Source organism: Streptomyces sp. NPDC018026 (genome assembly GCF_044327745.1).
Taxonomy (GTDB): Bacteria; Actinomycetota; Actinomycetes; order Streptomycetales; family Streptomycetaceae; genus Streptomyces; species Streptomyces rubrogriseus.
Map to the genome: position 1 here is coordinate 176082 of NZ_JBIRFY010000015.1, position 22074 is coordinate 198155.

Here is a 22074-nt window from a genome sequence, read left to right on the forward strand (position 1 = left end):
TGTCAGCAGTATCCCTGCCCCGAATGAGGAGCTCACGTGACCGCCCCCGAGTCGCCCCAGCCCGCCGACGTGACCGACGACGACCAGTCGCACGTTCCTCCGCTGACGACCCGTGTTGTCATCGCCGAGGACGAGGCCCTGATCCGGCTGGATCTCAAAGAGATGCTGGAGGAGGAGGGGTACTCCGTCGTCGGTGAGGCCGGTGACGGTGAGCAGGCCGTGGAGCTGGCCCGCGAGCACCGCCCCGACCTGGTGATCCTCGACGTGAAGATGCCCAAGATGGACGGCATCTCCGCGGCCGAGAAGATCGCCGAGGAGAGCATCGCGCCGGTGCTGATGCTGACCGCGTTCTCGCAGCGCGACCTGGTGGAGCGGGCGCGGGACGCCGGGGCCATGGCGTACCTGGTGAAGCCGTTCAGCAAGAGCGACGTCGTGCCGGCGATCGAGATGGCCGTGTCCCGGTTCACGGAGTTGAAGGCGCTGGAGAAGGAGGTCGCCGACCTCAGTCTGCGGCTGGAGACCCGCAAGCTGGTGGACCGGGCGAAGTCGGTGCTGCAGACGGAGTACGGCCTGACCGAGCCGGCGGCTTTCCGGTGGATTCAGAAGACGTCGATGGACCGGCGGATGTCGATGCAGCAGGTGGCGGAGGCGGTCATTCAGGACGCCGAGGAGAAGAAGGCGTCCAAGGGCTGAGCCGGGCCTTTGACGTGCGGGTGAGGCCCGCGTCCCCGGTGTGGGGGCGCGGGCCTCGGCCGTACGGTGTCGCGGGGGTGTCAGTCCTCGCCGAGGTAGGCCTTGCGGACCGACTCGTCGTGGAGGAGGTCCCGGCCGCTGCCGGACAGGACGATGTTGCCGACCTCCATGACGTGGCCGTGGTCGGCGAGGGAGAGGGCGGCCTGGGCGTTCTGTTCGACGAGCAGGATGGTGGTGCCCTGGGACTTCAGTTCGGCGATCGTCGACATGATCTTCTGCATCATGATCGGCGAGAGGCCCATGGAGGGTTCGTCGAGCATGAGCAGTTTGGGCTGGGACATCAGGGCGCGGCCCATGGCGAGCATCTGCTGTTCGCCGCCGGAGAGGGTGCCCGCTGCCTGCTTGCGGCGTTCTCCGAGGATGGGGAAGAGGTCGTAGGCGCGCTGGATGTCCTTCTCGATGCCGTCCCTGTCGCTGCGCAGGAAGGCGCCGAGGCGGAGGTTGTCCTCGATGGTCATGCGGGGGAAGATGTGCCGGCCCTCGGGGGAGTGGGCGAGTCCGAGGGAGACGATCTGGTGGGCGGGGGTCTTCTTGAGTGATTTGCCGCCGAATTTGATCTGGCCGCCGACGGGCTTGAGGAGGCCTGACAGGGTGCGCAGGGTGGTGGTCTTGCCGGCGCCGTTGGTGCCGATGAGGGTGACCACTTCGCCGGCGTCGACCTTGAAGGAGATGCCTTTGACGGCTTCGATCTTGCCGTAGGCGACGCGGAGGTCCTCGACCTCGAGGAGTGCGGTCATCGGTCGTTCTCCTTGCCGGCCGCGGTGTCCGTGGTGGTGGCGGCCTGGGCGGCTTCCGCGGCCTCGACTTCGGCGGCTTCCGCGGCGCCGGGGTCGTCGGCGAGCGGTTCGCCGAGGTAGGCGGCGACGACGCGTTCGTCGCCCTGCACCGTGGCGCTGTCGCCCTCGACGAGCTTTTCGCCCTGGACGAGTACGGCGACGCGGTCGCAGAGGTTGAAGATGAACCGCATGTCGTGCTCGATGACGAGGACGGCGATGCCCTGGTCGCGGATGGCGAAGACGAGTTCCTCGGTGGCCCGCGTTTCCTGGGGGTTCATGCCGGCTGTCGGTTCGTCGAGGAGGAGCAGTCCGGGTTCGCTGGCGAGTGCGCGGGCGATTTCCAGCTTGCGCTGTTCGCCGTAGGGCAGGTTGCGTGCGAGGTGGTCGGCCTTGGCGGCCAGGCCTACGAACTCCAGGAGTTCCAGGGCGCGTTCCCGGGAGGCCTTTTCGGCCCGGTGGAAGCCGGGTCCGCGCAGTACGGCCGACCAGAAGCCTTCCTTGGTCCGGGTGTGCCGGCCGACGAGTACGTTCTCGAGGACGGTCATGTTGGCGAACAGCCGGATGTTCTGGAAGGTGCGGGCGATGCCGGCGGCGGTCACTTTGAAGGATTTGGCGGGCAGTACCCGGTCCTTGTAGCGGACTTCGCCCTCGGTGGGGATGTAGAGGCCGGTGAGGCAGTTGAAGAAGGTCGTCTTGCCGGCGCCGTTGGGGCCGATCAGTCCGACGATCTCGCCGCTGTTCACGGTGAGGTTGACGCCGTTCACGGCGGTGAGTCCGCCGAAGCGCATGGTGACACCGCGTGCGTCGAGGATGGTGGTGCCGGGGGCGGGGGTGCCCGGTGCGGTGTCCTTGGTGGTGGTGTCGGTGGTCATGGTGGTCAGGCCCCTGTCTTGCTCAGGACTGCGGGCGCTTCGGCTTCTTCGTGGAATTCCAGCTTGCGGCGCCGGTTGGCGATGAGGCCTTCGGGGCGGAAGCGCATCAGCAGGACGAGTGCGAGTCCGAAGGCGAGGAGCTGGTAGTCGTCGAGGAACTGGAGCTTGTTGGGGATGAGGAAGAGCAGTGAGGCGCCGATGAGGGGGCCGGCGATGGTGCCCATGCCGCCGAGTACGACGGCGGCGAGCAGGAAGGCCGAGTTGGGCGGGGTGGTACCGGCGAAGAGGTACTGCTCGGGGGTGACGGTGTAGGTGACGTGGGCCTGGACGGTGCCGGCGAGTCCGGCGAGCGAGGCGCCGACGGCGAATGCGATGAGCTTGACGCGGAAGCCGTTGATGCCCATGGCGAGTGCGGCGGTTTCGTCTTCGCGGATGGCGACCCAGGCGCGGCCGATGCGGGAGTCGCCGCTGCGTCGGAAGACGAGGACGACGACGGCGGTGATGATGAGCATCAGCAGGAAGTAGTTGGCGAACCGGCCGAGGGTGAAGCCGCCGATGTCGTGCGCGACCCCGAGGTCGAAGCCGAGGACCTTGAGGTCTGGGATGGACGAGATGCCGTTGGAGCCGTTGGTGATGTCCGGGCCGGAGGTGCCGTCCAGGTTGTTGGCGGTGATCCGGAAGATCTCTCCGAAGCCGAGTGTGACGATGGCCAGGTAGTCGCCGCGCAGTCGCAGGGTGGGGGCGCCGATGAGGACGCCGAAGACGAGGGAGGCGGCGGCGCCGACGAGGACGGCGGCCCAGAAGGGCAGGTGCAGGTCGAAGGGTGAGCTCTGGGAGCCGGAGACCATGGCGGCGGCGTAGGCGCCGACTCCGAGGAAGGCCACGTAGCCGAGGTCGAGGAGGCCGGCGAGGCCGACGACGATGTTCAGGCCGAGCGCCACGGTGGCGAAGATCAGGATGTAGACGCCGAGGGTGGCGTACTGGTCGTCGGACTGTGTGAAGGGGAAGCAGGCCGCCGCGATGAAGCCGCCGCAGACGGTGATGTTCTGGTGTCGTGCGGTGATCTCGGTGATGTGGCTGATCAGTCCGGACCGGTGGAGGGCGGTGAAGCCGAAACCGGCGACGATCAGGAAGCCGATGAACAGTTCGTCGTATTCGGTGCCGATGCCGTAGGTGAAGACGAGCAGGGCGACGGCGAGGGTCGCGACGATGACGAGGATCTCGACGTAGGAGGGGAGTGCGGGCACGGGCCGGGGGTCTTTGGAGGCGAAGGCCGCCCGGACGGTCTGCCAGTTCTGCGAGCTGGTGTGCTTGAACTGGTCCCAGCCGGTGTCGTCGGGGTCGAAGGGGTCGGGTTCGGGGCGCTCGAAGGGCAGCGCGAGGGCGCCGAGGAACGCGACCAGGGTGACGGCCGCGGCGATGTAGCCGCCGGGTTCGAGGTTGACGAGGCCGCCGAGCTTGGTGCTGATCGCGATGATCGTGTACCAGGTGGTGGCGAAGGCGGCGAGGGCGGCGAACTTGAGCGGGGCGTCGGCGCCGGCGGGTGCGAGCCAGCCGAGTCCCTTGACGCCGTAGGACGCGAGGCCGAAGAGGGCGGTGAGGGCGCCGGCGATCAGCACCAGGACCTGGAGGCCGCCGGGGTAGCCGTAGACGGTGAGGTCGCCGGGGAATTCGGCGGTCCAGGTCCAGGCGAGGAAGGTGGAGACGACGGTGAGGACGCCGCCGCCGGTGGCGAGGGCGCGGCCGAGGCTCGCGGGTATGCCGATGAGGCCGGGGGTGTTGCCCGGTGCGGGGGTGCCGGTGCTCTTCGGCGTGGTGGTCTGTGTGGTCATCGGTGTCACGCCCTGTCCGCAACGCGTTCGCCGAGCAGGCCCTGTGGCCTGAACAACAGCACGAGGATGAGGAGGATGAAGGCCCAGACGTCTGCCCAGGACTGGCTGCCGAACTTGTCCAGGCCGGGGATGTCGGCGATGTAGGCGGTGGCCAGGGTTTCGGCGACGCCGAGGACGACTCCGCCGATCATGGCGCCGTAGATGTTGCCGATGCCGCCGAGGACGGCCGCGGTGAAGGCCTTGAGTCCGAGGATGAAGCCCATCTTGAACTCGATCTGGCCGTATCTGAGGCCGTAGGCGACGCCTCCGACGGCGGCGAAGACGGCGCCGAGGGCGAAGGCGATCACGATGATGCGGTCCGTGTTGACGCCCATCAGCTTGGCGGTGTCCGGGTCCTGGGCGGTGGCCTGCATGCCTCGTCCGGTGCGGGTGCGCATGACGAAGAAGCCGAGGATGGCCATGCTCACCGGGGCGACGACGAAGAGGAAGATGTCGCCGGTCTGGAGGGTGACGTTGCCGATGTGGAAGGGGCCGCCGTCGATCTGCGGGAAGGGGCGCGCGGACTTCGCGTCCGGGTACCAGGCCCACACGGCCTGCTGCAGGGCGAGGGAGAGGCCGATCGCGGTGATGAGGGGCGCGAGCCGGGGTGCGCCGCGCAGGGGGCGGTAGGCGAACCGTTCCGCCCCGACGGCGACGGTGGTGGAGACGATCACCGCGCCGATGAGCATCAGGGGCAGGGCGATCAGCATGGAGGTGCCGTCGGGCAGGATGTACATGTAGACCGTGAGTGCGCCGAAGGCGCCGGTCATGAAGATCTCGCCGTGGGCGAAGTTGATGAGCTGGACGATGCCGTAGACCATTGTGTAGCCGATGGCGACGAGCCCGTACATGGATCCCAGTAGCAGGCCGTTGACCAGCTGCTGCGGCAGTTCGTTCACCGCATGTCCTCCGAGACTTTCGGACGTTCGACGGATATGGCCGGATGCGAGTCCGCGCGGGGCGCCTGTGGAACAGCGCCCCGCGCGGCTCGTGGGCTGTGGTGCGGGGTCGGTCAGCCGGTGTAGGTACCGGACTTGACGTCGTTGAAGGCCCCGTTCTCGACGGAGTAGACGGTGAGCTGCTTGTTGGTCGCGTCACCGAACTCGTCGAAGGAGACCTTGCCGGTCACACCGTCGAAGGAGACGTTCTGCATGGCCTCGGTGACCTTGGCGCGGGCGTCGTCGGGAAGCTTCCCGCCGTTGTCCTCGACGACCTTCTTGACGGCCTCGATGATCGCCCAGGCGGAGTCGTAGGAGTAGCCGCCGTAGGCCGCGTAGTCCTCCTTGTAGCCCTCCGCCTTGTAGTCGGCCACGAACTTCTTGGCCGACGGGAGCTCCTCGACGGGCGCGCCGACGGAGGTGGCGAGGTCGCCGTTGGCGGCGGCGCCGGCCAGCTTGATGAAGGTGTCGTCCTTGATGCCGTCGCCGCCGACCAGCGGAATCTTGGCGCCGGCCTCCTTGATCTGCTTGCTGAGCGGGCCGGCCTGCGGGTATTCACCGCCGTAGTAGACGACGTCGGCGCCGGAGTTCTTCACCTTGGTGGCGACCGAGGAGAAGTCCTTGGTGTCCGGGTTGATGTGCTCGGTGCCGACCACCTGGCCGCCGAGCTTCTTGAACTCGTCGGTGAAGGTGCCGGCGAGGCCCGCGCCGTAGGTCTTCTTGTCGTCGATGACGAAGACCTTCTTCTTCTTGGCGTCGTTGTAGACGTACTGCGCGGCGAACGGGCCCTGAATGGCGTCCGTGGTCGCGGTGCGGAAGTACGACTTGTACTGGCGGACCTTCTTGGTGCGCCAGTCCGGGCCCTGGGTGAGGGAGGGGCCGGTGTTGGCCGGGGAGACCTCGACCAGCTTGGCGGTGTCGAAGACCTTCTGCATGGACTCGCCGACCGACGAGTTCAGCGGGCCGACGACGCCGAGGACGTCCTTGTTGGCGACGAAGCTGCTGGCGTTCTGCTGGCCGACGGACGGCTGGCCCTGGTCGTCGAGTGCCTCGACCTTGAAGGTGATGCCCTCGACGGTCTTCTCCTTGTTGGCCGTCTTGGCCGCGAGGTCCGCCGAGTTCTTGATGCCGAGGCCGAGCGCGGACAGGTCGCCGGTCAGCGGGGCGTCGACGCCGATGACGACGGTGGTGCCACCGCCGCCGTTGCCGGAGTCGGAGCCGCCGTCGTCGTCGCGCGAGCCGCAGGCGGTGAGGGTGAGCGCTCCCGCCGCCAGAGCGGCGGTGATGGCGATGAGCGAACGTTGACGCACGATCAGTCCTTTCCCTGGCACGGCCGCTTCCCCGTGGAGGCGGTCGAGTCGAGCGCGGGGCCGAAATGACAATCCGACGGCGCGGTGACTGGCCGTGACTCTAAGCGTGTGTGGGGAAGGTGGAGGAGGGTCTGACTGAGGCTGTGACTCTCTTGTTATGACACCGGGTATTGCAGAGCGGTACTGGCTGGGAAGAAGGGCTGAATTCAGGCCGATTCGCCCTGTCCGCATGCTGAGAACCCGCAGGACGGACCGGTCCGGTTCAGGCGTCTGGGACGTTTTGGTGATTACCTCGAATCGTTGCTGCAGGCGACCTCAAGTGCTCGGGAGAGGTCCTGTGCATAGCGCGACCCCAGGATGAAACTGTGCGCTTCTATTGCGCGCACATTACGCAGTGTTACATCCAGGAAAGGGAGTCCGGGATTCCGGGGCGCTTTTTCACATTCCGTCACCCGTAGCGTGACAATGATCTTGCGGGCGGAATGCGAATTTGTCTGGAAAGGTGCCGCGGGGGAGGTGGTCACCGACAGGCCGTCGTAGGGCTGGGTCAGCCGCGTCACGGTGACGGGCGGCCCGCTGCGCACGCTCAGCAGCACCGTGAAGCTGTAGCCGGCGGCCCGGGTCCCGGGCGAGCCGGTCAGGGGGGCCACGTAGACCAGGTCGACCGCCTGGGACGGGTAGGGCGGCGGGGGAGCGGGGCGCGGTTGCGGGCGGCTCGCGTACAGGTAGCCGCCGCCCGACAGGACGACGAGGGCGGCGGCGGAGACGAGGACGGTCCGGCGGTGGCGGTCGTAGCGCAGCGCCAGGGGGCCGCGTGGACGGGGCCGCGGGACGTCCCGGACGTGGGTGTCCTCGCCCGGCTCGACCGGTCCGACCCCGCTCATCGCTGCCACGGGCCGACGCTCGGGCCGCCGTCGCGGTACCGCTCGGCACACGTCCGGGGCACCTGGCGGTCGATCAACTCTCCTGCGGCGCGGGCGCCTTGCTCCCGTTTCGCGGCCTGCGCCGCGGCCACGACCTCCCGCAGGATGTCGTACTGCCGGTTGGACAGCCCCATTGACTGATAGTCGCCGTAGGGCACGCCGCCGTCCAGTATCTCGCGCGCCCAGTACCCGACGGCGCTCACGCACAACTCGGCGCCGGACAAGGGGGGCGGGGGCGCGGACGACGTGCCCGACGGGGACGCGCTGGGCGCGCTACCGGCGGAACCGCCCGCCCGGTCGCCGGGGCCGCCGCCGCACCCTGCGGCACAGACACCGATCAGCAGCGCCAGCGCCAGAGGTCGGGCCAGGACCCGGGCCCTGGCCGAGACCCGGGCCGGATCGGGAGTTGGGGCCGCGCGAGCCCGTACGCGCCCTCCGGGCACGGCCCGCCCCCGCACGACAAGGCGGCCAATCGCCGCCGCCCCCGGCCGAGGGCCCCCTCCCCGTCCCATGCCCCGACGCTAGAGCGCCCGGCGGCAGGGGGCAATCCCCGCGGCCGGGCCGGGCCGGGCCGGGTCGGGCCGGGGGCGGAGGGCGGCGCGGGCGCCTAGCGCCGGCATGCCCGGCCCCGCGTCCGCGCCATGACCGGCCGGGCAGGTCCTAGTCCGCCGTGGCCGTCGGGGCCCCGTCGCCCGGGTTCACGTCCCGCAGCAGGCAGGTCAGGCGGGCGGTGCACACCCGGCGGTCCTGCTCGTCGCTGATGACGACCTCGTAGGTCGCCGTGGACCGGCCGCGGTGCACCGGCGTGGCCACCCCGGTGACCAGACCGGAGCGGGCCCCGCGGTGATGGGTGCAGTTCAGGTCGACCCCGACGGCGATCTTGGAGGCGCCGCCGTGCAGCATCGAGCCGACCGACCCGAGCGTCTCGGCCAGCACGGCCGAGGCGCCCCCGTGCAGCAGTCCGTACGGCTGGGTGTTGCCCTCCACCGGCATCGTGCCGACGACCCGGTCGGCGGACGCCTCGACGATCTGGACGCCCATGCGCGTGCCCAGATGCCCGGCGGAGAACAGCGCGGGCAGGTCGACGCCGAGCGCGGCGTACTCGTCGATGACCTCCTGCGGGAACTTCACCTGCTGCTGCTCGCCCATGGGCCGGCTCCGTTTCGTCGATCCGTCTGCGTGTCCGCGGCCGGCCGCTCGCTCGGAGGCACCGGCCGGCCGCTTCGCTGAGCAAACGCTCAGTCGGTCGCCGATTGTTCCAGACGGACGACCACGGACTTGCTGGCCGGGGTGTTGCTGGTGTCCGCGGTCGCGTCCAGCGGCACCAGTACGTTGGTCTCCGGGTAGTACGCCGCCGCGCAGCCCCGGGCCGTCGGATACCGCACGACGCGGAAACCGGGCGCCCGCCGCTCCACCCCGTCCCGCCACTCGCTCACCAGGTCGACGTACGAGCCGTCCTCGACGCCCAGCTTCCGGGCGTCCTCCGGGTTGACCAGGACGACACGACGGCCGTTCCTGATCCCCCGGTAACGGTCGTCCAGGCCGTAGATCGTGGTGTTGTACTGGTCGTGCGAGCGCAGCGTCTGCAGCAGCAGCCGTCCCTCGGGCAGCTCGGGGAACTCCACCGGCGCGGCGGTGAAGTTGGCCTTCCCGGTGGCCGTCGGGAAGCGGCGCTCGTCGCGCGGGGCGTGCGGCAGCGCGAAGCCCCCGGGGTGCGCCACGCGCGCGTTGAAGTCCTCGAAGCCCGGCACGACACGCCCGATGCGGTCGCGGATCGTGGCGTAGTCCTTCTCGAACTCCTCCCACGGCGTGCGGCTCTCCTCGCCCAGCACCCGGCGCGCCAGCCGGCACACGATCGCGGGCTCGGACAGCAGCTGCCCGCTCGCGGGCTCCAGGCGGCCGCGCGAGGCGTGCACCATGCCCATGGAGTCCTCCACGGTCACGAACTGCTCGCCGCCGCCCTGCAGGTCACGCTCCGTGCGGCCCAGCGTCGGCAGGATGAGCGCCCGCGCGCCCGTGACCGCGTGCGAGCGGTTCAGCTTCGTCGACACGTGCACCGTGAGCCGGGCGCGGCGCATGGCCGCCTCGGTGACCTCCGTGTCGGGGGACGCGGACACGAAGTTGCCGCCCATGGCGAAGAAGACCTTCGCCTCGCCGTCGCGCAGCGCGCGGATGGCCCGTACGACGTCGTAGCCGTGCTCGCGCGGCGGGGCGAAGCCGAACTCCTTCTCCAGGGCGTCCAGGAAGGCGGGCGCGGGCCGCTCGAAGATGCCCATCGTGCGGTCGCCCTGCACGTTGGAGTGGCCGCGCACGGGGCAGACGCCCGCCCCCGGGCGGCCGATGTTGCCGCGCAGCAGCAGGAAGTTCACGACCTCGCGGATCGTGGGCACCGAGTGCTTGTGCTGGGTCAGGCCCATCGCCCAGCACACGATGGTGCGCTTTGAGGCGAGCACCATGCGCAGCGCTTCTTCGATCTCCGCGCGCGTGAGGCCCGTCGCCGCGAGCGTGTCGTCCCAGTCGGCGGCGTGGGCGGCCGCCGCGAACTCCTCGTAGCCGTGCGTGTGTTCCTCGACGAAGGCCTCGTCGACCGCGCCCTCCGTCTCGAGGATCAGCTTGTTCAGGAGCCGGAACAGCGCCTGGTCGCCGCCGAGGCGGATCTGCAGGAACAGGTCGGTCAGGGAGGCGCCCGCGGTGAGCCCCTTGGGGGTCTGCGGGTTCTTGAAGCGCTCCAGACCGGCCTCGGGCAGCGGATTGACGCTGATGATCCGCGCGCCGTTCGCCTTCGCCTTCTCCAGCGCCGAGAGCATCCGCGGGTGGTTGGTGCCCGGGTTCTGGCCCGCCACGATGATCAGGTCGGACTTGTAGAGGTCCTCCAGCAGGACGCTGCCCTTGCCGACTCCGATGGTCTCGGACAGCGCCGAGCCGGACGACTCGTGGCACATGTTGGAGCAGTCCGGCAGGTTGTTGGTGCCCAGCTCGCGCGCGAAGAGCTGGTAGAGGAACGCCGCCTCGTTGCTGGTGCGCCCCGAGGTGTAGAAGACCGCCTCGTCGGCCGAGTCCAGCGCGGCGATCTCCTCCGCGACGATGCCGAAGGCGCGTTCCCAGGTGACCGGCTCGTAGTGCTCGCCGCCCTCCGGCAGGTACACCGGGTGCGTCAGCCGGCCCTGCTGGCCCAGCCAGTAGCCGCTGCGGGTGGCGAGGTCGGCCACGGGGTGCGCGGCGAAGAACTCCGGGGTGACGCGGCGCAGGGTGGCCTCCTCGGCCACGGCCTTCGCGCCGTTCTCGCAGAACTCCGCCTTGTGCCGGTGGTCGCCCTCCGGCCAGGCGCAGCCCGGGCAGTCGAAGCCGTCCTTCTGGTTGACGCGCAGGAGCGTCAGCGCCGTCCGCTTCACACCCATCTGCCGCTGCGCGGCCCGCAGGGTGTGGCCGATGGCCGGGATGCCCGCCGCCGCGTGCTGGGGCTCCGAGACCTGCGGCGCGTCCTGAACCGGATCACCCTTGGGCGGCTTGCTCGCCATCGCGCGCTCCTTCGCTTACGCGTTGTGAAGTACGTCTCCGATCCTCGCACGGTCCGGCGGCACCGAGGCCGTCCGGGAGGGGCGGAGGTGGTGAGCGAAGGTTGCGGAATCTGCGGTGCCGTCGCCGCGCGCCCGGCGCCGGACGGCGTGGGACGCGGCGGGACGGTGCGGGCGGAGCCGAGTGTCAGTGGCACGTGGCAGGATCGGGGTTGTGGCGAAGACAGCATCGAAGAAGACCGACAGCACCTCCGGCGGCCGACCGCGGCTGATGCTCATGGACGGGCACTCGCTGGCGTACCGCGCGTTCTTCGCGCTGCCCGCGGAGAACTTCACGACCGCGACCGGCCAGCCGACCAACGCGATCTACGGGTTCGCGTCGATGCTGGCCAACACCCTGCGTGACGAGGCGCCCACGCACTTCGCGGTGGCGTTCGACGTCTCCCGCAAGACCTGGCGGTCCGAGGAGTTCACCGAGTACAAGGCGAACCGCTCCAAGACCCCGGACGAGTTCAAGGGGCAGGTGGAGCTGATCGGCGAGCTGCTCGACTCCATGCACGTGCCCCGGTTCGCCGTCGAGGGCTTCGAGGCGGACGACGTCATCGCCACCCTCGCCACCGAGGCCGAGGCCGCCGGCTTCGACGTCCTGATCGTCACCGGCGACCGGGACTCCTTCCAGCTGGTCAGCGAGCACACCACGGTCCTCTATCCGACCAAGGGCGTCTCCGAGCTGACCCGCTTCACCCCGGAGAAGGTCTTCGAGAAGTACGGGCTCACCCCGGCCCAGTACCCCGACTTCGCGGCGCTGCGCGGCGACCCGTCCGACAACCTGCCGGGCATCCCGGGCGTCGGCGAGAAGACCGCCGCGAAGTGGATCAACCAGTTCGGGTCGTTCGCGGAGCTGGTCGAGCGCGTCGACGAGGTCAAGGGCAAGGCCGGGCAGAACCTGCGCGACCACCTGGAGTCGGTGAAGCTCAACCGCCGGCTCACCGAGCTGGAGCGTCGGGTCGAGCTGCCGAGGACCGTCACCGACCTGGAGCGGACGGCGTACGACCGCAAGGGCGTCGCGGTGATCCTGGACACCCTGGAGATCCGCAATCCCTCGCTGCGCGAGCGGCTCTACGCCGTCGACCCGGGCGCCGAGGAGGCCGAGGCCACCCCGGTGGTCGCGGACGGCGTGGAGCTGGACGGCACCGTGCTGGGCACGGGCGAGCTGGCCGGCTGGCTCGCCGAGCACGGCGCGCGGCCGCTCGGCGTGGCCACCGTCGACACCTGGGCGCTGGGCACCGGCTCGGTGGCCGAGGTCGCGCTCGCCGCGTCCGACGGGAAGGCCGCCTGGTTCGACCCGACGGAGATCGACGAGGCCGACGAGACGGCGTTCCGCTCCTGGCTCTCCGACCCGGACCGGCCGAAGGTCTTCCACAACGCCAAGGGCGCGATGCGCGTCTTCGCCGAGCACGGCTGGAGCGTCGCCGGGGTGGGCATGGACACCGCGCTGGCCGCCTACCTGGTCAAGCCGGGCCGCCGCTCCTTCGACCTGGACGCGCTGTCCCTGGAGTACCTGCACCGCGAGCTGGCCCCCGCCGCCGCGGCCGACGGACAGCTCGCGTTCGGCGCGGACGAGGGCGCCGAGGTCGAGGTGCTGATGGTGCAGGCCCGCGCCATCCTCGACCTGGGCGAGACCTTCGAGAGCCGTCTGGCCGACGTCGGCGCCGCCGACCTGCTGCGCGACATGGAGCTGCCCACGTCCGCGCTGCTGGCCCGCATGGAGCGGCACGGCATCGCGGCCGACCGGGAGCACCTCCAGGCCATGGAGCAGATGTTCGCGGGCGCCGTCCAGCAGGCGGTCAAGGAGGCCCACGCGGCGGCTGGACGCGAGTTCAACCTGGGCTCGCCCAAGCAGCTCCAGGAAGTCCTCTTCGGCGAGCTGAACCTGCCGAAGACCAAGAAGACCAAGACCGGCTACACCACCGACGCCGACGCCCTGGCCTGGCTCGCCGCCCAGACGGACAACGAACTGCCGGTGATCATGCTCCGCCACCGCGAGCAGGCCAAGCTGCGGGTCACGGTGGAGGGCCTGATCAAGACGATCGCCGCGGACGGCCGCATCCACACCACGTTCAACCAGACGGTCGCCGCGACCGGCCGCCTGTCGTCCACGGACCCGAACCTGCAGAACATCCCGGTCCGCACCGACGAGGGCCGCGCCATCCGCCGCGGCTTCGTGGTCGGCGAGGGCTTCGAGTCCCTGATGACGGCCGACTACAGCCAGATCGAGCTGCGGGTGATGGCCCACCTGTCCGAGGACGCGGGCCTGACCGAGGCGTTCACGTCCGGCGAGGACCTGCACACCACCGCGGCGGCCCAGGTCTTCTCCGTCGAGCAGTCGGCCGTGGACGCGGAGATGCGCCGCAAGATCAAGGCCATGTCCTACGGCCTGGCGTACGGGCTGTCCGCCTTCGGCCTCTCCCAGCAGCTGAACATCGAGGCGGCCGAGGCCCGCGGCCTGATGGACGCCTACTTCGAGCGCTTCGGCGGCGTTCGCGACTATCTGCGCCGGGTCGTCGACGAGGCGCGGGCCACGGGATACACGGCGACCCTCTTCGGCCGCCGCCGCTACCTCCCGGACCTCAACAGCGACAACCGCCAGCGCCGCGAGGCGGCCGAGCGCATGGCCCTGAACGCGCCGATCCAGGGCACGGCGGCCGACATCGTCAAGATCGCCATGCTCAACGTGGACAAGGCGCTGCGCGAGGCCGGCCTCAAGTCCCGCATGCTCCTCCAGGTCCACGACGAAATCGTCCTGGAGATCGCTCCGGGCGAGCGCGCCGCGGCGGAGGAACTGGTCCGCCGCGAAATGGCCGACGCCGTGCGGCTCAGGGTCCCCCTGGGCGTCTCGGTGGGCGCGGGCCCGGACTGGGAGTCGGCAGCGCACTAGCCTCCGCGCCGTTGCGCATCCGCCCCGCCCCGCCGTACACCTGTCGGCGCAGGGCGGGGCGGCGCCGGGGGACGCCGCTCCGCCCGCCCCGTCACTCCGGTGGCCCCCGAGGAAACGCCCCCGCCCCGGTCTCCCGTGAGGATGCGGGCATGGGTATACGCATGCTCCACCACCGGACGACACCGGCACGGGCACGCACCGACGGACCCGCCCGCGTGCCACTCCTCCCGGTCCCGGTCTTCGCACCGGGCGCAAGTACCGGCCGCATCCCCGCCACCGTCACGACGGTCCTTCACCGCACCGCGACGGACCTCCGCCGCAGGTTCGCCCACCGGGCTCCCGCGAGCGCCGCCCCGTACCGAACACCCGCCTGGCAGCTCTGGGCCGACCTGGCCCGCGGCTACCTCGCGCTGGCCCTCGCCCTGCTGCCGCGGCCCCGGCCCGCCCACACCTTCACCGTGTTCGTCGCGCCCGCCGACACCCTCGGCACCCGGCCCGGCCGCCCGGCTCCGTACTGACGGCGGCCCCGGACGGCACAGCCTGCCGCGTGAGCGCGGGCGAACGGCAACAGAACCCCGCATATGGCCAAGTGGTGAAGGTCGGGCAGGAACGGGTGCCCGTGCAAAGAAAGTTGCCGTAGGGTCGCCTGCGGCACCGTGCTGGTCGAACTGACGACCACGGTGCTCGGAGGACGGCGGTGCAACCGTTCGCGCCGGTCGCTCGTCACAACAGGGCGGATACAGCGGGTACGACGGGCGAGCACGACAGCAGAAGACGGACGGAGAGGGACGCTCGGGCGTCCAGGGGAGGGGTTCACTCTATGGCGGCGCATTTCGACAGGAGGCTTCGCAAGGCGGCGGTCACCACCACCGTGGCGGCGGTCGCGGTCGCGGCCCTGTCCGCGTCCCAGGCCCCCGACGTCACGGCCGACGGCAACGGCAGACGGACCACCGCCGACAACGCGCCGACGTCCGACACTCCGCCCGAGGAGAGCGCCACCGGCAACTCGCGCTACTACACCGACCTGCCGCCCCTCAACAGCCCCAGTCCCGCTCCGACCACGGGCACCCCCGCGTCCCGCGGCTCGTCCGAGGCAGGCATTCCCGCGACCGTCCTCGACGCCTACAAGAAGGCCGAGTCCGAGCTGGGCCGGTCCAAGCCCGGCTGCAACCTGCCGTGGCAACTGCTCGCCGCCATCGGCAAGGTGGAGTCCGGCCAGGCCCGCGGCGGCCGCGTGGACGCCAACGGCACCACCATCGGCCGCATCATCGGCCCGCAGCTCGACGGCAACGGCTTCGCGCTCATCAAGGACACCGACAACGGCGTCTACGACGGCAACAGCAGGTACGACAACGCCGTGGGCCCGATGCAGTTCATCCCGTCCACCTGGGCGTGGGCGGGCCGCGACGGCAACAGCGACGGCAAGGAAGACCCCAACAACGTCTACGACGCCGCCCTGGCCGCGGGCCACTACCTGTGCCGCAACGGCTGGGACCTGGCCGACCAGGCCGACCTGAAGCGCGCGATCCTCAGCTACAACAACTCGCAGGACTACCTGCACACGGTCCTGTCGTGGCTGGAGTACTACCGCAAGGGCACCCACGAGATCCCGGACGGCACCGGCAGCCTCCCGGTCGGCCGCAGCGACGACCCCGCCACCGGCACCGGTTCCCGGGGGCGCGGCACGGGTGCGAGCAGCCGGCCCCAGACCCCCGGCACGGCGACGCCCAGTCCGGGCCGGAGCCCGAGCAAGCCGCCGGCGTCGGGCGGGCCCACCGAGCCGGGAGGCCCGAGCACCACCCCGTCCACGCCGCCCACGGACCCGGCGCCGCCGACCGAGACCCCCACGCCCACCGACACGGTGCACCACCTGGAGAACGCCGGCGCCACCGGATTCAGCGCGATCGCGGGCGACACCTTCACCAAGAAGATCAGCACCCGCGCCGAGACCAAGGCCGGAGAGGCCGTCGGCAAGGTGCGCGTCCGCTTCACCGTCCTGGGCGACACGGACGCCACCTTCACCGGCGGTGAGAAGGTCGCCGCGGTCACCACCGACGCCTCCGGCGTGGCCGTGGCGCCCGCGCTGGTGGCGGGCGAGCAGACCGGCGAGTTCACCGTCCGCGCCACCGTCATCGGCCGTACCGTCCCGGGCCTCGACTACACGGCCACCGTCACCGAGCGCGTCGCCGACGCCCTCACCCGCACCGGCGAGACCGAGCTGACGTGCACGCCGGGCGGCGAGTTCGCCGACCCGATCGAGGTGAAGGCCACGCTCAAGGGTGCCGTCGCGGACAAGGTCGCCGTCACCGCGACCCTCGTCAAGTCCAAGGACGACCCGGCCGAGAACGACAAGGGTCCCTACTTCAAGGACGCCGACGGAAAGACCGTCCGTACGCTGACCGGCCGGAAGACCGACGCCAACGGCCTGCTGGAGCTGCCGGAGCTGTACGCCGACGACGCGGAGGGCACGTACATCCTGCGGCTCACCACGCCGGGCGGCGCCGTGCTCGACATCACCCTGAAGGTGGCCAAGGCGGCCGACCCGACGCCGGACCCGTCGACCGATCCGTCGACCGATCCGTCGACCGGCCCCTCCACGGAGCCGTCGACCGAACCTGAGGCGTAGGCGCCGCACCGGCACCGTCCGCCCGGCGAGGCGCTCCCCGCCCCGCCGGGCCGCGGTCACTTGCCGAGCCGGGCCTTCGTGTACCGGGTCGGCTCCGCCGTGGCCGGGTCCTCGGGCCACGGATGCTTCGGATACCGGCCGCGCAGCTCCGCCCGTACGCCGGTGTAGCCGTCCTTCCAGAACGAGGCCAGATCGGCGGTGACCGCGGCCGGACGGCCCGCGGGGGACAGGAGATGCACGAGGAGCGGCACCCCGGCGATCTCGGGCGACCGCTGGAGCCCGAACATCTCCTGCAACTTCACCGCGAGCACGGGCTGTTCGGGGTCGTCGTAGTCGATCCGGATCCTGGACCCACTGGGGACGAGGATCCGCTCGGGGGCCAGCTCGTCGAGCCGCGCCGCCTCCCCCGATGCCCAGGGCAGCAACCGCGTCAGCGCCTGCCCGGCATCGATCCGCCCCAGGTCGGCCCGCCGCCGGGCGCGGCTCAACTCGGGCTCCAGCCATTCGTCCGCGCGCGCGAGCAGCGTGTCGTCGGTGACGTCCGGCCAGGGCTCGCCCAGCCGGCGCCGCAGGAACGCGAGCCGCTTGCGCAGCAGGTCGGCGTCGGCCGAGCGCCGCAGCAGCCCGAACCCCTCCCGTCGCAGCCCCTCCAGCAGGGCGCCCCGTACGAGTACGGGGTCGGCGTCGGCGAGGGGCCGCACCGCGAGTTCCACCGCCCCGAGCCGTTCGACCCGCCGGGCCACCACGTCGCCGTCGGCCCAGTGCACCTCGTCGCGTTCCGTCAGCAGCGCCCCCGCCGCGAGCCGGGCCGTCTCCTCGTCGACGGCCGCGCCGAGCTGCACGCGCGCGTGCCCCCTTCCCACGGGCCGGTCGGCCACGGCGACGGCGATCCACGGCGCCCCGCGCAGCGCCGACGCCCGCGGAAGTTCCGCCCGGGTGCCGGAGACCATCAGATACGAGCCGCCGTCCTTCCTGGCCACCCGCTCCGGAAACGCCAGCGCGGCAACCACCCCGGCGAGAACGTCCTCACCGGCTCGCTGTCCCCGCCCGCCGTCGCCGCCCTCCACGGCTGCCCTCAGGCGCCGCACCTCGGCCCGCCACCGGGCTCCGTACGCGTCCCCTCCGCGCCGGGCGGCCCGCAGTACGGACACGAGGTCGTCCCCGTACTCCCGCGGCGCCTCCTCGCTCAGCAGGCCCACCACCTCGGCGACCACCTCGGCCCCACCGCTCCCGGAGCCGCCCGCCCCCGAGGCGGCCCGGGGCGAAGCCCCCGCGCTCAGCTCCGCCGCGTCCAGGAGGGCCCGGCCCAGCCGGGGGTGCAGGCCGAGGCGGGACAGGCGTACGCCTCGCTCGGTCGCCCGCCCCGCCCAGTCCACGGCGCCGACCGCCTCCAGCACCGACCGGGCGGCCGTCATCGCCCCGCCGGGCGGTGGATCGAGCAGCGCCAGACCGGAGGCGTCCGGATCGCCCCAGCAGGCCGCCTGCAGCGCGAACGCCGTCAGGTCGGCCACCCTGATCTCCGGTGCCGGGAACCGCGGCAGACGGGCGTCCTCCGCCTCCGCCCAGCAGCGGTACACCACCCCGGACGCCTCGCGTCCGGCGCGGCCCGCCCGCTGCCGGGCCGCCGCCCGCGAGGCCCGTACCGTCGTCAGCGCGCTCAGCCCGCGCGCGTGGTCCACCCTCGGTTCCCGCGCCAGCCCGGCGTCCACGACCACCCGCACGCCCGGAACCGTCAGCGACGACTCGGCCACCGAGGTCGCCAGCACCACCCTGCGCCGCGCACCGGGCGCCAGCACAGCGTCCTGCACGGCGGCGGGCGCCCGCCCGTGCACCTGAAGCACATCGACGTCCGACATCGACCCGAGCTGCCCGGCGACGCGGGAGATCTCGCCCACCCCCGGCAGGAAACACAGGACGTCCCCGTCCCGCTCGGCCAGCGCCCGCCGCACCACGGAGGCCACATGGGCGAGCAGCGCCGGGTCCACCCGCATCCCGTGCGGCGGCCGCACCGGACGCGCAGGCGGCGCCCACACGGTCTCGACGGGATACGACACGCCGTGCGCCTCGACGACCGGCGCGCCGCCCAGCAGCCGGGACCAGCCCTCCGCGTCGGTCGTGGCCGACGCGGCCACCAGCCGCAGCTCGGGCCGCAGGGCCTGCCGTACGTCCCACAGGAACGCCGCCGACGTGTCCGCGTCCAGATGCCGCTCGTGGCACTCGTCGAGCACCACCGCGTCGACGCCCGTCAGCTCCTGGTCCCGCTGGAGCCGCTGCAACAGCACGCCCGTCGTGACGACCTCCACGCGCGCGTGGCGCCCCACGACCCGCTCCCCGCGCACGGTGTACCCCACACTCGCGCCCGGCTTCTCACCCAGCAGCCACGCCATACGCCGGGCCGCCGCCCGCGCGGCGATCCGCCGCGGCTCGGCCACGACCACGCGCCGCACGGGAGCCCCCTCCCCGTCCAGCAGCCCGGCCAGCGCCAGCGGCACCAGCGTCGTCTTGCCGGTGCCGGGCGGCGCGACCAGCACCGCCGTGCCGTGTCCCTCCAGGGCGTCGTGCAGCGCGGGCAGGGCGCCGCGCACGGGCAGCGCGTCCAGGGCGTCGTAACGGATCACGCCCCCAGTGTCGTACGTCCGCGAAAGCGCCCTCCACGCGCGCGTGGGCCCGCACCGGTGCGATGCGGGTACGGCTCAGTCGCGCTCGCAGACGAAGATCGCCGTCCCCGGGATCAGATGCCCGCGCAGCGGCGACCAGCCGCCCCACTCCGAGGTGTTCCAGTCCGGCCACTCCGGCTCCACCAGGTCCACCAGCCGGAACCCCGACGTCACCACGTCCCGCACCCGGTCACCGAGCGTCCGGTGGTGCTCGACGTACACCGCGAGGCCCTCGTCGTCCTGCTCGACGTACGGCGTCCGGTCGAAGTACGAGGCGGAGACCGACAACCCCTCGGGCCCCGGCTCGTCCGGGAACGCCCAGCGCAGCGGGTGCGTGACCGAGAAGACGAAGCGGCCGCCGGGCCGCAGCACCCGGCGCACCTCCCGCAGCACCAGCCGCGGGTCGGCGACGAAGGGCAGCGCCCCGTACGCCGAGCACGCCAGGTCGAACGAGCCGTCCGCGAAGGGCAGCACCGACGCGTCGGCACACACCAGGGGGAACGAGACGCCGATGCGCAGGGCGTGCTGGAGCTGGCGGTGGGAGAGGTCCAGGGCCACCGGACGGGCGCCCTGGGCGGTCAGCCAGCGCGCGCACTGGGCCGCGCCGGCGCCGATCTCCAGGACGTCCTTGCCCTTCAGGTCCTCCGGCGGGCCGAGCAGCTCGGCCTCCACCTCGTCCAGGCCCTCGGGACACCACACGAAGCGGTCGTCGCCGAGGAAGGTGCCGTGCTCGGTCTGGTACTCGTCCGCGTTCCGGTCCCACCAGCCGCGGTTGGCGCGGGAACTCTCCGTGACCCCGGCGGCACGCCGGGTGGCCTCGGGTTCGGATGCTTCGACTCCCTCTTGGATGACCGGCTCCCTCGTACTAGTCTGCGGGCTCTTCCGTGCCGCCCGCCCCTCGTGTCACGCAAGGGGCATCCAGGGGTCCGTGTGGCCTCGGGAGACGGCTTTTGTGCCGGGTATGCGACGATCCGCCCCGGGTGTGCGGCTTCGCGCATTGACCCTGCCCGGCTGCCCCCGTATGCTACAAGTTGCGCTGCGGGCCTGCGCACCTCAGACGTAGCAGGTCGCGCTCGCATCTGTTGTATGTCCCCTCGGTTCTCGAGGCGTCACCAGTGGATTTCGGTGAGGCTTCCTTGGCTGTCCGGCTTCTGCAGAGCGAAACGGGCTCCCGGCGTAAGCAGTACCTACGACTTCAATGTCCGTACCGGAGCCCTTTCCCACATGACGAGCAGCACCGAGACCACCGCCACCACCCCGCAGGTTGCGGTCAACGACATCGGTAACGAGGAAGCCTTCCTCGCCGCGATCGACGAGACGATCAAGTACTTCAACGACGGCGACATCGTCGACGGCGTCATCGTGAAGGTCGACCGGGACGAGGTCCTGCTCGACATCGGTTACAAGACCGAAGGTGTCATCCCGAGCCGCGAGCTCTCGATCAAGCACGACGTCGACCCCAACGAGGTCGTCGCCGTCGGTGACGAGATCGAGGCCCTTGTTCTCCAGAAGGAGGACAAGGAAGGCCGCCTGATCCTCTCGAAGAAGCGTGCCCAGTACGAGCGGGCCTGGGGCACCATCGAGAAGATCAAGGAAGAGGACGGCATCGTCACCGGTACCGTCATCGAGGTCGTCAAGGGTGGTCTCATCCTCGACATCGGCCTCCGCGGCTTCCTCCCGGCCTCCCTGGTCGAGATGCGCCGCGTCCGCGACCTCCAGCCCTACGTGGGCAAGGAGCTCGAGGCGAAGATCATCGAGCTGGACAAGAACCGCAACAACGTGGTCCTGTCCCGCCGTGCCTGGCTGGAGCAGACCCAGTCCGAGGTCCGCCAGACGTTCCTCACGACCCTCCAGAAGGGTCAGGTCCGTTCCGGCGTCGTCTCCTCGATCGTCAACTTCGGTGCCTTCGTGGACCTGGGTGGCGTCGACGGTCTGGTCCACGTCTCCGAGCTGTCCTGGAAGCACATCGACCACCCCTCCGAGGTCGTCGAGGTCGGCCAGGAGGTCACCGTCGAGGTCCTCGACGTCGACATGGACCGCGAGCGTGTCTCCCTGTCGCTGAAGGCGACCCAGGAAGACCCGTGGCAGCAGTTCGCCCGCACCCACCAGATCGGCCAGGTCGTGCCCGGCAAGGTCACGAAGCTGGTTCCGTTCGGTGCGTTCGTCCGCGTCGACGAGGGCATCGAGGGTCTGGTCCACATCTCCGAGCTGGCCGAGCGCCACGTGGAGATCCCGGAGCAGGTCGTCCAGGTCAACGACGAGATCTTCGTCAAGGTCATCGACATCGACCTCGAGCGCCGTCGCATCAGCCTCTCGCTGAAGCAGGCCAACGAGGCCTTCGGTGCCGACCCGTCCACGGTCGAGTTCGACCCGACCCTGTACGGCATGGCCGCGTCCTACGACGACCAGGGCAACTACATCTACCCCGAGGGCTTCGACCCCGAGACCAACGACTGGCTCGAGGGCTACGAGACCCAGCGCGAGGCCTGGGAGACGCAGTACGCCGAGGCCCAGCAGCGCTTCGAGCAGCACCAGGCGCAGGTCATCAAGTCCCGCGAGGCGGACGAGAAGGCCGCTGCCGAGGGTGTCGACACCGCGGGTGCGGCTCAGGCCACGTCCGGCGGCGGTGGCGGCGGCGGCTCGTACTCCTCCGAGGGCGGCGACAACTCCGGCGCCCTGGCGTCGGACGAGGCGCTGGCCGCGCTGCGCGAGAAGCTGGCCGGCGGCCAGAGCTGAAGCTCTGCACACCGGCCGCTGACACACAGCGGTTGAAGCATGGCGGTTGACCGAGGGGCCGCACCTTTCGAGGTGCGGCCCCTTCCGTGCTTCCCTCCGGGAATGCCCCACCCCGCAAGGGCGTTGTGACGTACGAACACGAGGAGGGGAGCGGTCACC

At 71.1% G+C, this 22074-nt stretch carries 16 protein-coding genes; 5 read left to right on the top strand and 11 right to left on the bottom strand.

The window, feature by feature from the left end:
• The first annotated feature begins 36 nt into the window (after positions 1-36).
• Positions 37-693 carry an ANTAR domain-containing response regulator gene (locus ACH4D3_RS34240; protein ID WP_398330470.1) on the top strand — a complete coding sequence of 219 codons (657 nt, stop codon included), beginning with the start codon at positions 37-39 and terminating at the stop codon, positions 691-693.
• Positions 694-773: 80 nt separating this feature from the next.
• On the opposite strand, the gene ACH4D3_RS34245 is transcribed toward ACH4D3_RS34240, so the two are convergent.
• The 9 genes from ACH4D3_RS34245 to ACH4D3_RS34285 form a co-directional block, all read right to left on the bottom strand.
• Positions 774-1490 (bottom strand): ABC transporter ATP-binding protein, encoded by a 717-nt coding sequence (locus ACH4D3_RS34245; RefSeq protein ID WP_398330473.1) that lies wholly within the window; start codon positions 1488-1490, stop codon positions 774-776.
• Positions 1487-2401 carry an ABC transporter ATP-binding protein gene (locus ACH4D3_RS34250; protein WP_398330476.1) on the bottom strand — a complete coding sequence of 305 codons (915 nt, stop codon included), beginning with the start codon at positions 2399-2401 and terminating at the stop codon, positions 1487-1489. Before ACH4D3_RS34250 ends, ACH4D3_RS34245 begins: the two co-directional genes overlap by 4 nt.
• A gap of 5 nt (positions 2402-2406) precedes the next feature.
• Entirely contained in the window at positions 2407-4233 is a 1827-nt protein-coding gene (locus ACH4D3_RS34255; protein WP_398330479.1) for a branched-chain amino acid ABC transporter permease, read from the bottom strand.
• 5 nt (positions 4234-4238) lie between these two features.
• Positions 4239-5171 (bottom strand): branched-chain amino acid ABC transporter permease, encoded by a 933-nt coding sequence (locus ACH4D3_RS34260; protein WP_003976808.1) that lies wholly within the window; start codon positions 5169-5171, stop codon positions 4239-4241.
• Between the two features lie 113 nt (positions 5172-5284).
• Positions 5285-6520, bottom strand: a complete 1236-nt coding sequence (locus ACH4D3_RS34265; protein ID WP_398330482.1) for a branched-chain amino acid ABC transporter substrate-binding protein — start codon at positions 6518-6520, stop codon at positions 5285-5287.
• A 287-nt stretch (positions 6521-6807) separates the two neighbouring features.
• Complete coding sequence (locus ACH4D3_RS34270; RefSeq protein ID WP_398330608.1) at positions 6808-7404, bottom strand: Tat pathway signal sequence domain protein; 597 nt, start codon at positions 7402-7404, stop codon at positions 6808-6810.
• Positions 7401-7646, bottom strand: a complete 246-nt coding sequence (locus ACH4D3_RS34275; RefSeq protein WP_398330485.1) for a hypothetical protein — start codon at positions 7644-7646, stop codon at positions 7401-7403. Before ACH4D3_RS34275 ends, ACH4D3_RS34270 begins: the two co-directional genes overlap by 4 nt.
• A 457-nt stretch (positions 7647-8103) precedes the next feature.
• Positions 8104-8592 (bottom strand): PaaI family thioesterase, encoded by a 489-nt coding sequence (locus ACH4D3_RS34280; RefSeq protein WP_398330488.1) that lies wholly within the window; start codon positions 8590-8592, stop codon positions 8104-8106.
• An 89-nt stretch (positions 8593-8681) separates the two neighbouring features.
• A complete protein-coding gene (locus tag ACH4D3_RS34285) occupies positions 8682-10961 on the bottom strand; it encodes an FdhF/YdeP family oxidoreductase (protein WP_398330491.1) in 2280 nt (759 codons plus the stop codon).
• A 211-nt stretch (positions 10962-11172) separates the two neighbouring features.
• On the opposite strand from ACH4D3_RS34285, the gene polA reads away from it, so the two are divergent.
• The 3 genes from polA to ACH4D3_RS34300 all read left to right on the top strand — a co-directional run bounded on the left by polA (position 11173) and on the right by ACH4D3_RS34300 (position 16522).
• Entirely contained in the window at positions 11173-13896 is a 2724-nt protein-coding gene (gene polA / locus ACH4D3_RS34290; protein ID WP_398330494.1) for a DNA polymerase I, read from the top strand.
• A gap of 149 nt (positions 13897-14045) precedes the next feature.
• On the top strand, positions 14046-14414 hold the full coding sequence (locus ACH4D3_RS34295; protein WP_398330497.1) for a hypothetical protein: 369 nt from the start codon (positions 14046-14048) through the stop codon (positions 14412-14414).
• Between the two features lie 302 nt (positions 14415-14716).
• On the top strand, positions 14717-16522 hold the full coding sequence (locus tag ACH4D3_RS34300) for a lytic murein transglycosylase (protein WP_398330500.1): 1806 nt from the start codon (positions 14717-14719) through the stop codon (positions 16520-16522).
• Between the two features lie 56 nt (positions 16523-16578).
• Here ACH4D3_RS34300 and hrpB read toward each other — a convergent pair whose 3' ends face one another.
• The gene (hrpB, locus tag ACH4D3_RS34305) at positions 16579-19140 is read right to left on the bottom strand and encodes an ATP-dependent helicase HrpB (protein WP_398330503.1); all 2562 of its coding nucleotides are present in this window, start codon (positions 19138-19140) and stop codon (positions 16579-16581) included.
• A gap of 75 nt (positions 19141-19215) precedes the next feature.
• Complete coding sequence (locus tag ACH4D3_RS34310; RefSeq protein ID WP_398330611.1) at positions 19216-20028, bottom strand: class I SAM-dependent methyltransferase; 813 nt, start codon at positions 20026-20028, stop codon at positions 19216-19218.
• 375 nt (positions 20029-20403) lie between these two features.
• Between ACH4D3_RS34310 and rpsA the strand changes: the two genes are divergently transcribed.
• Positions 20404-21915, top strand: a complete 1512-nt coding sequence (rpsA, locus tag ACH4D3_RS34315) for a 30S ribosomal protein S1 (RefSeq protein WP_398330506.1) — start codon at positions 20404-20406, stop codon at positions 21913-21915.
• Positions 21916-22074: the final 159 nt, after the last annotated feature.

Excerpts from the sequence above, each read along its gene's own strand:
- ACH4D3_RS34270 (WP_398330608.1), bottom strand. The coding sequence starts at position 7,404 with ATGAGCGGGGTCGGACCGGTCGAGCCGGGCGAGGACACCCACGTCCGG.
- ACH4D3_RS34295 (WP_398330497.1), top strand. The coding sequence starts at position 14,046 with ATGGGTATACGCATGCTCCACCACCGGACGACACCGGCACGGGCACGC.
- ACH4D3_RS34255 (WP_398330479.1), bottom strand. The coding sequence starts at position 4,233 with ATGACCACACAGACCACCACGCCGAAGAGCACCGGCACCCCCGCACCG.
- ACH4D3_RS34285 (WP_398330491.1), bottom strand. The coding sequence starts at position 10,961 with ATGGCGAGCAAGCCGCCCAAGGGTGATCCGGTTCAGGACGCGCCGCAG.
- rpsA (WP_398330506.1), top strand. The coding sequence starts at position 20,404 with ATGACGAGCAGCACCGAGACCACCGCCACCACCCCGCAGGTTGCGGTC.
- ACH4D3_RS34245 (WP_398330473.1), bottom strand. The coding sequence starts at position 1,490 with ATGACCGCACTCCTCGAGGTCGAGGACCTCCGCGTCGCCTACGGCAAG.
- ACH4D3_RS34280 (WP_398330488.1), bottom strand. The coding sequence starts at position 8,592 with ATGGGCGAGCAGCAGCAGGTGAAGTTCCCGCAGGAGGTCATCGACGAG.
- ACH4D3_RS34300 (WP_398330500.1), top strand. The coding sequence starts at position 14,717 with ATGGCGGCGCATTTCGACAGGAGGCTTCGCAAGGCGGCGGTCACCACC.
- ACH4D3_RS34250 (WP_398330476.1), bottom strand. The coding sequence starts at position 2,401 with ATGACCACCGACACCACCACCAAGGACACCGCACCGGGCACCCCCGCC.